This window comes from Cellulophaga sp. L1A9 (assembly GCF_009797025.1).
In the GTDB taxonomy this organism is placed as follows: Bacteria; Bacteroidota; Bacteroidia; order Flavobacteriales; family Flavobacteriaceae; genus Cellulophaga.
The window spans coordinates 4526761-4538593 of sequence record NZ_CP047027.1 but is presented as its reverse complement, the minus strand read 5'-3'; the positions used below and the strand labels follow the sequence as shown (position 1 = coordinate 4538593).

The window sequence follows — 11833 nt, the reverse complement described above, 5'->3', positions numbered from 1 at the left end:
CCTAGAATTCTACCTACAAAGCCTTTTTTTCCTCTCAAATTAAATATAGTTGTCAAAACTGTGGTTTTCCGCAAAGAGGTGATAAACCTTTGTTTTAGACTGATAAATAAGAATACTAAAAATAAAAGCTATGATGCCCGTTCCAAAACCAAATAAACCAAGTGGAGTTAGTTTCGGCTTTTGTAGTAGGGTAATTTGAGCTTTGTTTATGGTATAAAAACTTAAGATGGTATATAAACTTAAGATTTTTGAGTAAGCAGTTGCCTTAACAAAATTTGGTGCTACATTTTTTTGCCGATGCTAATAACATACTATTTATGCGAGTAGACTATAGGAAGGGAGTGTAATGTGTATATTTACATTTTAACTCATTTTAATTTAAATAATGATACCTTGGATATAAGAAAAATTAAACTACTTGTTTTATTGGGGTTGTTTATAGTATCCTGTAATAATGATGATTCGGTTTCCAATGTAGCTACTGATTCTACTGAAAATGAAATTTTTAGTTGTTCCGATGAATTAACCATTGAAGTACAAACGCTTCTAAACCCTTCAGGGTACGCACCTTTATCCGCACTCGTTATTTTCAATACCGATGAACCTATTTCTGTAACTATGCGTGTCATAGGAAAAAATGGCACTGACGCTGATATTATTCAAAGTTTTCCTGAAATTGGAACTAATATAGAGATACCGGTTCATGGACTATATCCAGATTATGAAAATGAAGTAGAATTCACTTTTTATGACACCAACAAGGTTTCCTTATGCACTCAAACACTAAAAATACAAACAGCTTCCCTTATTTCTGCTATGCCAGAAATTACAATAAACACAGCAGATAGAAGCCAAATGGCAGCAGGAATGACCTTGGTAAGCTATTATGGCTACGATACTGACATTCACCCTTTTAGGCCCTTTATTTTTGACTCTTATGGAGCTATTAGGTGGTATTTAAATTACAAGGAACATCCTATATTAAGTAATTTACACTATGATAACGGTCCAGGTCGTTTGGCAAATGGTAATTTTTATTTTGCGAATAATGAACCAGATGCAATTTATGAAGTAGATCTTTTTGGAAACATTATAAATACTTGGGATATGCCTGGTTTTAGTTTTCATCATGAAGTACTAGAAAAACCTAATGGAAATTTTATTGTTTTGGTAGACAAGCATGATGCGAGTACGATAGAAGATTATATTATAGAAATAGACAGGTCTGCTAATGAAATTATAACTATTTGGGATTTAAATGAATCTTTAGATAATACCCGAACTACATTGACTACCGATTCCGAGGATTGGATTCATGTAAACGGTGTTAGTTATGATGCTAGTGATGATACTTTAGTTATTTCAGGACGAACACAAGGTGTGGTAAAACTTACAGCAGCAAATGAAGTGGTTTGGATAATGGCACCACATGCAGATTGGAAAACTTCAGGTAATTTAAAGGACCTCAGCTCTTATTTATTACAACCGTTAGATGCTTCCGGTACAGCAATTACCAATGAAGCTATTCTAGATGGCACAGAAAATCATTCTGATTTTGAATGGAATTGGTACCAACATGCCACTAAGGTACTGGCAGATGGGTCTGTTATACTTTTTGATAATGGCGATAATAGAAACTATACTGGTCTGGGACCATACAGTAGGGCAGTACAGTATAAAATAGACGAAACTAATGGTACTATTCAACAAATATGGCATTATGGTAAAGAACGGGGAGAAGAAACCTATTCTAGAGTGGTATCTGATGTAGACTATTTAGAAGCAAATAATCATATGTTGTTTTCTCCTGGAGGTATTACATCTGGCGCTCAACCTTTTGGTAAAAGTATAGAAATAGATATGGAGACAAATAGCATTATTTTTGAAGCTACGATTACTGCACCAACTCCATTTGCAGGCCACATTACTTTTCATAGAACAGAACGCTTATCACTGTATCCTACGCTAAATTAGTTTTATTCCTATAGAGCACTGCTTAAGCAATAGTCAAGCTTCATTTATGGTTCAGGAATTCCTTTAAAAAGTAATAAAACCCTTAGAAATAAACATTCATTAATTAACGGCCAGTAGCACTTATCATGGAGTTTTGATGAGACTATCCTTTTCTTTGGGTGATCTGATTGTGTTCTTTAATTTGAAAATTTACAAAGGGAAAATTTAGTTCAGAATTTTTTAAGAGGTGATTAAAAGTAAATCTAAATAAAGCATTCTTCACATTTCCCTTGAATTAATAATTGGGATACTTCTATTTTTCTGTTCGGTATTTTTGGAAGCGTAACGCTTACCGCTAAGCATTCAACTTTCCCACAGTTAAGACATTGAAAATGAGGATGAACGTCATGGTGCGCAGTTGAAGTGCAACCATGACACTTAGCATACCATTTTAATCCTTCTTTCCCTAAAAAAGAATGTAGTACACCATCATCTTCCAGTTTATCTAAAACTCTATAGATGGTGGTTTTATTAAATGTAGTACCTAGCTGATCAATAAGTGCTTTGGCAGAAAGTGCTACAGCCTTAGTATCAAATGCTGCTAGCAAAACTTCAACCGCTTTTGTCTTTCTAATTACTCCCATGAAACAAATATACTGCAACTCTGTTGCAATAACAAATATTATTTCTACATTTGCAACTCAGTTGTAATAATAATTAAATAGAATGATCGTATTAAAACAGAAAGCAGATATTCTTGGAACTTTGGCAAGTAGCTTGTGCCTTGTACATTGTATGGCCACGCCATTTCTTTTTATGGCTCAAGCGGGTTCAGTTTTCTGTTGTGAGGATCCTCCAGCATGGTGGAAATTTATGGACTATTTATTTTTAGCTATTTCATTTGTTGCCATTCAATGGTCTACAAAAACCACAACAATTAAATGGCTGGCACCAGCGCTTTGGCTAAGTTGGTTGGTATTGGCTGCAATACTATTAAATGAAAAACTAGAACTAATAGCCTTACCAGAACCAGTCGTTTATATACCTGCTATTGCCTTGGTCGCACTGCACTTGTATAATAGAAAACACTGTAAATGTAATGCTGATAAATGTTGTGTAAATAATGGATAATAGTCAAGTAGAAATTACGGGAGATAATCACTTCTCAGCAAGTATTAGAACGCCGCTGCGTACAGATGCATTTGAGAAATCAGATGAGGAAAAGATCATTAACATTCAACATCATTTTAAAATGATCATGGAAGAAATGGGACTAGATTTAACAGATGATAGCCTATCAGGAACTCCATACCGTGTTGCTAAAATGTATGTAAAAGAGCTGTTCTATGGTTTAAACCCAGTGAACAAACCAAAACTTTCAACTTTTGAAAATAAATACGGGTATCAAAAAATGCTTGTGGAACAAAATATTAATATTGACTCAGCTTGTGAACATCACTTTTTACCAATTGTAGGACATGCCCATGTGGCCTACGTGCCTAAAGATAAGGTTATTGGGTTATCTAAAATTAACCGTTTGGTAGATTATTATGCGCGCCGTCCTCAGGTGCAAGAACGCTTAGTACTTCAAATTTTAAATGATTTGCAAAATGTCTTGGATACTAAAGATGTTATTGTTTCGGTAACCGCAAAACATTTGTGCGTGTCTTCCAGAGGAATAAAAGACCAAAGCAGTTTTACTACGACTTTGGAATATGGAGGCTGTTTTTCAGATTCAGATACCCGGAATGAGTTTTTAAAAATTATAGGACAAGAGCGATTACATTAAATCTATTTATAAAATTTTTAGGCACAAAAAGTATGGAATACAACCGTAGAAAATTTATTTCCTTTATGGGTAAAGTAGGACTAGGAACTGTAGTTATGCCACAGTTTTTAGTAAGCTGTGGTAGCACGGCAACACCTACTAACGGATTCGGAAACATTTCAAAAGAAAGACTAAACACTTTAAAAGCTTTTGCTTTGGAAGGGTTAGTTGCTTCTGATACAGACGATTTGTTATTAGCCAAGGGATTAAATTATCATACCATTATAAAGTGGGGAGATAAAATAAGCGATACAGATACATTTGGGTTTAATAATGATTTCACATGTTTTATACCTTTCGATGAAAACAACCCGAAAGACGGTTTACTATGGGTTAATCATGAATATGTGAATCCACTTTTTGTTTCTGATTTTGATGCTAGAAAATATGAAAATCCTTTTGAACATAGAACCAAAGAGCAGGTTGATAAAGAGATGTATGATGTGGGGGGTACCATCGTAAGGATCAAAGAAGAGAATGGCGTATGGAAAGTGGTTGAAAACGACCCTCATAATCGCCGAATTAATGGTAAAACACCAATAAGCGTTAATTGGGACAGCCCCATAAAAGGCAAATCGACTATTATTGGCACGAATAGCAACTGTTCTGGCGGGATTACACCATGGAAAACTTTTCTTACCTGTGAGGAAAACTATGATGGTTTCTTTGGAGAAACCGAATACGATAATAATGTAGCTACACATAGACCTAGTTCTTACGGTTGGGAAAATTTTTACGACTATCCACCAGAACATTATGGCTGGGTGGTAGAAGTAAACCCAAAAGATGGCACAGCTCAAAAACATATTGCTTTAGGACGATTTGCGCACGAATGTTGCACCTTATATGAATTAGAAGATAAAAGGGTAGTAGCCTATACGGCAGATGATAAAAATGATGAACATTTATATAAGTTTATTTCATCTGAGCCAGGTTCTTTGAAGGAGGGAACTTTATTTGTAGCAGATACTATCAATGGTATTTGGTTGGCATTAGATTGGGAAACTCAAGCCGTTTTAAAAAGTAATTTCAAAGATCAGACCGAGGTATTGATCCGGGCACGAGAAGCAGCCAAACTTCTTGGTGCTACTGCATTAAATAGACCAGAGGATATCGAAATAGACCCAATTACGGGAAACATTTTTATTTCGTTGACGAATAATAAACCGAAAGGAGATGTTCACGGTTCTATTTTAAAAATAGAAGAAAATAATGGTGCCTTTGATGCTTTACATTTTAAAGCTTCTACCTATTTGGCTGGCGGAGAAGAAAAAGGTTTTTCTTGTCCAGATAATTTAGCGTTTGATTTATCAGGAAACCTTTGGTTAACTTCAGATATGTCGGGTAATTCTATGAATAAAAAAGATAAGCCTTATATGGCTTTCAAAAATAATAGTCTATTCGTAATTCCTAGACTTGGTGAAGATGCAGGCAAGGTAATTCGTGTCGCTTCAGCACCAAAAGATGCGGAGTTAACGGGACCTTGGTTTTCACCAGACGGAAAAACTTTATTCTTAAGTGTGCAACACCCAGGGGAACAAACTACAGATTTGAAAAACCCTACCAGTACATGGCCTTTTGATGAAGATGGTATCCCAAAACCTGCTGTAGTTGCCATTACAGGAGATTTAATCGAAAAAATGAACAAGTTGAATCAATTTGAAATAATCTAACGAATAAAACCTATTGCATTATGGAGGCTATAATTACGGTGGTAGGTTTTTTAGGAGCAGGAAAAACTACCTTACTAAGGTTTTTAATTGACAGTTTTATTGAACAAGGGTTTAACCCCTATGTGATTCTAAACGATTATGAAAATGCCAATTTAGATGCACAACAATTAACTAAGCAGATGGCATCAAATGCTATTAAGCCTTTAAGCGGTAGCTGTATCTGTTGTAGTGGTATTATGGAACTTAGAAATACGGTAAACAGAATTCCTGATAGAAAAAACGGGATTACACTTATCGAAGCCAACGGAACATCAGATGCTTGTTCCTTAATGGAGTTTTTGGGGGTAGGGCTTCATGATCGGTTTTTACCACCCATTCAAATTTCTGTGGTAGATGTAAAAAACTGGCAAAAAAGGGGAGCACATAACGAACTGGAAGCAAACCAAATTCAAATTTCTTCTCTATTGGTTTTATCACATCTTGAACAGGTATCAGAGAATCGCAAAGCAGAAGTTATACAGCAATTGAAAATATGGAATCCAACCGCGAAAGTAATCCCCATGCAGCAGTTAGATGTTTTATTGTTACCTGAATTAGGGCCTTCTCTAAATTCTGCTCAAAAGTTAGACCATCAAAAAGCACACTGGGCTTCATGCGCTGTAGATTTGCCAAATTTGCCCCATTCCAAAGCTATTGATGGTATTTGTGCGGCACTTCCTAAAAGTTTACTGAGAGTTAAGGGTTGTACGATAATTAGTGACGATGCACATTATACTTATTTTGAGCGAACTCCAGATGGCGAAGTGCATATAAGGCCTTTTAATGGTGTTCCTATAACAGGCTCTAAATTGTTGACAATTGGCCCAGGAAGTGAGACGTATCTATTACAAAAAATTATTACATCCATTCTTTCAAAAAATCAAGTTGTTGATAAAAATACCCCACAAAAAGAATAGCAGAAGTAGTAAGCATACAAAACAATAAGTCACATGAAAAAATTACCTGTAACTGTATTAAGTGGCTTTCTAGGCGCTGGTAAAACCACCTTGTTAAACCATGTGCTCCATAACAAAAAAGGATTAAAAGTAGCCGTGATTGTTAACGATATGAGTGAGGTTAATATTGATGCTCAGTTCATTGCAAATGAAAACACGCTCTCTAGAACGGAGGAGAAATTAGTAGAAATGTCTAACGGCTGTATTTGTTGCACTTTACGTGAAGATCTTATGGTAGAAGTTGAAAAGTTGGCAGCCGAAAACAGATTTGATTATTTACTTATTGAAAGCTCAGGGATCAGTGAGCCTATTCCCGTAGCACAGACTTTTACATTTGAAAGTGAAGATGGTAAAATAGATTTAAGTCGGTTTAGTTTTATAGATACTATGGTTACCGTAGTAGATGCATTTAATTTTTTAAAAGACTTTTCAAGTTCAGATTATTTAACCACACGAGCGCTTACCTCTATTGAAGGTGACGATAGGACTATTGTTAATTTATTGACCGATCAAATTGAATTTGCTAACGTTATTATTATCAATAAAATTGATTTGGTACGTCCAGAACAGCTTGATGAATTACATGCTATTCTACATAAATTAAATCCAGAAGCGCGCATACTTACTGCCAATGAATCTAAGGTTGCTTTAGAAAGTGTACTGAATACAGGTTTGTTTGACTATGAAAAAGCAGAAGCGTCTGCTGGATGGTTAAGAGAATTAGAAAATGATCATGTACCTGAAACAGAAGAATACGGAATAAGTTCTTTTGTTTTTAGAAGTAAAAAGCCATTTCATCCAGAGCGCTTTTTAACATATCTGAACCAAAATTTTCCTCAAAATATTATCAGAAGCAAAGGGTTGTTTTGGTTAGCTTCAAGAACTAATCATGCTTTATTGTGGAGCTCTGCAGGTGGTTCATGTAAAGCAGATAATGCAGGTGTTTGGTGGGCTTCTATGACTTTTGGAGAACGTTTAGCTTACGCCTCCTTTCTTGATCATAAGGATGAAATTGAAGCAAATTGGGATCCTTTGTTTGGAGACCGAAAAATAGAGTTGGTTTTTATAGGGCAGCATATGAACAAAGATGAAATGCTAAGGGAGTTAGAGGAATGTTTACTTAAAGCTCGTGAAATAGACCTTTGGAAAAATCAACAATTTCCTCAACAAGATGCATGGCCAATAGCTTAAAAAAAATTCAAAGAAGGTTTTAAAGAATTAAAAATGATACAAACAGATCACCTTACTTTTCAATATAAAAAAAAGGATACTAGCTTTAGCTTCCCAGATCTCACTTTAAAACAGAATGAAAATCTACTCATTTTAGGAAAATCGGGTATTGGAAAAACAACCTTGTTGCATCTAATAGCAGGGTTATTAAAACCTAAACATGGAACAATTAGGATTGATGCTATAGCTATTAATACACTAAGCAATCGTCAATTAGATAAATTTAGAGGAGAAAAAATAGGCTTAGTATTTCAAAAGAATCACGCTATAAGCTCATTAAGTGTTCTAGAAAATTTACAAGCACGCCTTTATTTTAGTAAACACAAAATAGAACCTTCTGCTATTGATGTTTTACTAAAACAATTAGACCTACACAAAATTCAACATCATAAAGCGCACCAACTCAGCGAAGGACAATTACAACGTTTAGGTATTGCATCTGCCAATATACACGAACCAAGTTTAATTTTGGCAGATGAACCAACATCTAACTTAGACGATGAAAACTGTAAGATTGTAATAGCACTATTGATAGCGCAAGCAAAAACAACTAAGGCAAACCTCATCGTAATTACGCACGACTCTAGAATAAAACCATTCTTTCAAAACGTCATTACCCTATGAATATTTGGAAGATTAGCCTGCAAAACATAAAATCTAAACCGCTTTATACTTTTTTGAGCGTTTTTGTTTTAGTGCTGAGTATTACCTTGCTTTTAGGAATTCAGCAACTAAAAACATCCTTCGAATACCAAATGGAACGTAATTTGGGTGGTATTGATATGGTCGTGGGTGCTAAAGGAAGTCCGTTACAACTTGTATTGGCTTCAGTGTTGCATTTAGATAATCCTACGGGAAATATATCTTACCAAGAAGCACTGAAGATCGGCAAAAATCCAATGATAAAATCGGCGGTACCAATCTCGTATGGCGATAACTATAAAGGATATAGAATTGTGGGAACAACGGCAGATTTTGGATCCCTTTACCATGCTGAATTGGAACAAGGGAGTGGTGTTAAAAAATCTATGGATGTGGTTTTGGGAAACAGTGTTGCACAACACCTTAAACTTAATATTGGAGATACTATTTTGAGCACTCATGGTTTAGTAGAAGCTACTGTTGAAGTACATTCTGATAAATTAGCGATAGTAGGTATTTTAAAGCCTACTAAAAAAGTTATAGATCGTTTAATTATAACCAATTTACAAAGTGTCTGGGATGTTCATGATCATAAAGAAGAACATCTTGAAGAATCAGAAGAACACCATGATGGACATGCCCATGAAGAACATGACGATTCTAAAGAAATAACCTCCTTACTCATCACATTTAGAAACCCAAGGGGATTGGTTACCCTGCCCAGAAAAATTAATAAACAGGTGGGTTTGCAAACTGCGTTGCCAAAATATGAGTTAGATCGCCTTTATGCTTATACCGGTGTTGGCTTTAAGACAATCACAGCAGTTGCCTATATCATACTTATAATTTCTGGAATTATGATTTTCACAAGTCTTTATAAAATGGTCAAGGAACGTGCTTTTGATTTGGCGTTGTTAAGAACTTATGGCGCACGTAATTTTCAATTGATTAAAATAGTAGCCTACGAAGGGTTAACAATCGCTTTTACAGCCTTTATTTTAGGTTTTTTGTTCTTGAAAATTGGTCTTAAGTACGTCTTCAAAATGATGAATGCAGATGATAAACTATATATGCTCCAAGAATTGCCTTATCAAGACCTTTTACACACCGGAGGTTCAATTATTATATTAACTACAGTATCCGTTTTATTGGCTATATATCCAATTTTAAAGATGGATATAGCAACAATTTTAAGTAATGAAAAATAAAATTTTATTCACATGTATACTGTTTACATACGCTCTAGGGTATAGTCAACGAGAAACTTCATGGGCAGATTTAGCCAAAGTAACATACACAGATAAGTTTTTCCCTGCGTATGATGACTATTTCTTGTATCCTGAATTTTCAGGATCCTTAAAAGATTTGGAAGGAAAACAAATTACCGTGACAGGATATTTTCTAAATATTGACCCAAATGGGAAATTGTTCATACTATCAAAAGGTCCTATGTCTGCTTGTTTTTTTTGTGGTCAAGGCGGTCCAGAAACGGCTATAGAACTTCAATTTGTTGTGCCTCCCAAGTTCAAAACAGATCAAGTGGTTAGCATAACGGGCATCTTAAAACTCAATAAGGATGATGTGGAGCATTTTAATTATATACTTACAGATTGCTATGGTCTACTATTAAAATAACTAACGCAACTTAGTTGCGTTAGTTTAAAAAAGATACTATCTTTGCAAAATAAGTAACATATCACTAACAGCCCAATCACATCATAACGTTTCAATTTTTAATGAAGCCTAGTCGCATAAAACATACTATCACCTATTTGTTGCTTGTTCTTTTTCTATCTATGAAAATAACAGGTCTTCATGCGTTGTCACATACGACTGACGATACAGTAGATGATGTCTGTGCCATTTGTGACCATGCCATTGCACATAATTTAACCCCAATTATTTTCCCTTCCACAGTTGATTTTCATATTGAAAACAAGGTGTTTCCAATCGAAAAAAAATTTGCGAGCAATTACAAGACTACCGTTATAAATACTATAGTAACAAGCAAGCTTTTTTGTAGACCACCGCCTTTTTTGCTATAAGTTTTCTATACATTTTTTCCTTTGCACTTTGAATTCTCCTTGAGCCCTTTTTACCCTAAAAGTGTTTTTGGAATTCGTGATGCACCATATTCTTCAAATGGTTAAACGTATAGGCTTTGTCTTGGTTCATTTTAAAGGACTCCAATTTAAATCTTATAGTATAAAAATATGCTTTATAAAATATTGAGTGTAGGACTATTTTTTAGTCTGTGCTCAACCGCGCTTGCGCAAAATTCTTATCAAATAAAAGGGTTTGTAATACATGCGAACACCTTAGAACCTGCTAAGGGTGCAACTATCGTCGGAGAAAAACTTTTTTCAGTGTCAACATCAACTGGTGCTTTTACCATAAATAATGTGTTCAAAGGCAAGTACGTGTTTACTATATCTCATATTGGTTGTGAATCTGAAACAATTAGTATTGATGTGGGTCCAAATATGAATGAACTTAAAATATTTTTAACGGAATCAACCACTGTTCTCGACGAAGTAAAAGTTAGTGAAAAAACTAAAAAAAGAAAAGCTATGGAAGTTCCTATAGTTTCTCAAACGGTTACTAAAGGATTTCTAAATAATAATAGAGAGAATAGTTTAATGCAAACTTTAAGTAAAATACCTGGAGTAAGCACTATTACAATTGGTTCTGGGCAATCTAAACCTGTCATTAGAGGTTTAGGTTTTAATCGTGTAGCTGTTGTACAAAACGGTATAAAACATGAAGCACAACAATGGGGAAATGACCATGGAATAGAAATAGACCAACACGGTATTCAAAACATACAAATTATTAAAGGCCCCGCTTCTTTATTGTACGGATCTGATGCCATTGCCGGAGTTGTTGATATACAAGCCAATAAAATACCATCTCCGAATTCTTTTGATGGCGAAGTGAATATTCTTGGTGAAAGTAATAATGATTTATTAGGCATTTCTGCGGGTTTAAGTTCTATAAAAGATAAGTGGTTTTATCGAACCAGGCTTACGTACAGAGATTATGGAGACTATAAAGTACCGACAGATCAAATCAATTTTGAAAACTACATTTTTGAATTACATGAAAATAATTTAAGGAATACCGCAGGTATCGAAGCAGATGCAAGTGTAAGTATCGGTTTTGTTTCTGAGGGTATAACATCTGAAACAGTATTCAGTAATGTGAATGCTAAAAACGGATTTTTTGCTAAATGATATAGATACTGGTGATTATCATTGTGCATACTCGGTAACTGATCAAACCGGTTGGCAGAGTAGAACATCTATAGATATTAAGATTGTAAATTGAAATTTTCTCGAATATGCTATTTTACATAATATCATTATAGCTTACAAACGTGAATTCCCCTACAAGCTACAAAGCAACCTTTTTGTACTATAATTAATGGACCTAATTATTAAAAAGCTAAAGAGTAAGCAGGTGGTTTAATCTATATAATTTCTAAAGCCTTATAAAGGCAATAATAATTCATA

General features: G+C 34.7%; 13 protein-coding genes. 12 read left to right on the top strand and 1 reads right to left on the bottom strand.

Annotation, left to right across the window (positions count from 1 at the left end):
• Positions 1 to 393: 393 nt before the first annotated feature.
• Entirely contained in the window at positions 394 to 1974 is a 1581-nt protein-coding gene (locus GQR94_RS19880; protein ID WP_158978535.1) for an aryl-sulfate sulfotransferase, read from the top strand.
• Between the two features lie 242 nt (positions 1975 to 2216).
• On the opposite strand, the gene GQR94_RS19875 is transcribed toward GQR94_RS19880, so the two are convergent.
• Entirely contained in the window at positions 2217 to 2597 is a 381-nt protein-coding gene (locus tag GQR94_RS19875; RefSeq protein WP_074538563.1) for a Fur family transcriptional regulator, read from the bottom strand.
• Between the two features lie 82 nt (positions 2598 to 2679).
• On the opposite strand from GQR94_RS19875, the gene GQR94_RS19870 reads away from it, so the two are divergent.
• The 11 genes from GQR94_RS19870 to GQR94_RS22990 all read left to right on the top strand — a co-directional run bounded on the left by GQR94_RS19870 (position 2680) and on the right by GQR94_RS22990 (position 11648).
• Positions 2680 to 3084, top strand: coding sequence for a MerC domain-containing protein (locus GQR94_RS19870; protein WP_074538562.1), 405 nt, complete (start codon positions 2680 to 2682; stop codon positions 3082 to 3084).
• A complete protein-coding gene (gene folE, locus GQR94_RS19865) occupies positions 3077 to 3742 on the top strand; it encodes a GTP cyclohydrolase I FolE (protein ID WP_199271496.1) in 666 nt (221 codons plus the stop codon). Before GQR94_RS19870 ends, folE begins: the two co-directional genes overlap by 8 nt.
• A 32-nt stretch (positions 3743 to 3774) precedes the next feature.
• Entirely contained in the window at positions 3775 to 5454 is a 1680-nt protein-coding gene (locus tag GQR94_RS19860; protein WP_158978533.1) for a PhoX family phosphatase, read from the top strand.
• Positions 5455 to 5474: 20 nt separating this feature from the next.
• Positions 5475 to 6410, top strand: coding sequence for a GTP-binding protein (locus tag GQR94_RS19855; protein ID WP_158978531.1), 936 nt, complete (start codon positions 5475 to 5477; stop codon positions 6408 to 6410).
• Positions 6411 to 6443: 33 nt separating this feature from the next.
• Positions 6444 to 7640 (top strand): GTP-binding protein, encoded by a 1197-nt coding sequence (locus tag GQR94_RS19850; RefSeq protein ID WP_158978529.1) that lies wholly within the window; start codon positions 6444 to 6446, stop codon positions 7638 to 7640.
• Positions 7641 to 7673: 33 nt separating this feature from the next.
• Positions 7674 to 8303: an ABC transporter ATP-binding protein gene (locus GQR94_RS19845; RefSeq protein WP_158978527.1), complete on the top strand. Its 630-nt coding sequence runs from the start codon at positions 7674 to 7676 to the stop codon at positions 8301 to 8303.
• Positions 8300 to 9529: an FtsX-like permease family protein gene (locus GQR94_RS19840; protein ID WP_158978525.1), complete on the top strand. Its 1230-nt coding sequence runs from the start codon at positions 8300 to 8302 to the stop codon at positions 9527 to 9529. Before GQR94_RS19845 ends, GQR94_RS19840 begins: the two co-directional genes overlap by 4 nt.
• Positions 9519 to 9956, top strand: a complete 438-nt coding sequence (locus tag GQR94_RS19835; protein WP_158978523.1) for a hypothetical protein — start codon at positions 9519 to 9521, stop codon at positions 9954 to 9956. Before GQR94_RS19840 ends, GQR94_RS19835 begins: the two co-directional genes overlap by 11 nt.
• A 101-nt stretch (positions 9957 to 10057) precedes the next feature.
• Positions 10058 to 10366, top strand: a complete 309-nt coding sequence (locus GQR94_RS19830; RefSeq protein WP_074538554.1) for a hypothetical protein — start codon at positions 10058 to 10060, stop codon at positions 10364 to 10366.
• 168 nt (positions 10367 to 10534) lie between these two features.
• The gene (locus tag GQR94_RS19825; protein WP_158978521.1) at positions 10535 to 11554 is read left to right on the top strand and encodes a TonB-dependent receptor plug domain-containing protein; all 1020 of its coding nucleotides are present in this window, start codon (positions 10535 to 10537) and stop codon (positions 11552 to 11554) included.
• Positions 11526 to 11648 carry a DUF4625 domain-containing protein gene (locus GQR94_RS22990; protein WP_370458263.1) on the top strand — a complete coding sequence of 41 codons (123 nt, stop codon included), beginning with the start codon at positions 11526 to 11528 and terminating at the stop codon, positions 11646 to 11648. Before GQR94_RS19825 ends, GQR94_RS22990 begins: the two co-directional genes overlap by 29 nt.
• Positions 11649 to 11833 lie beyond the last annotated feature (185 nt).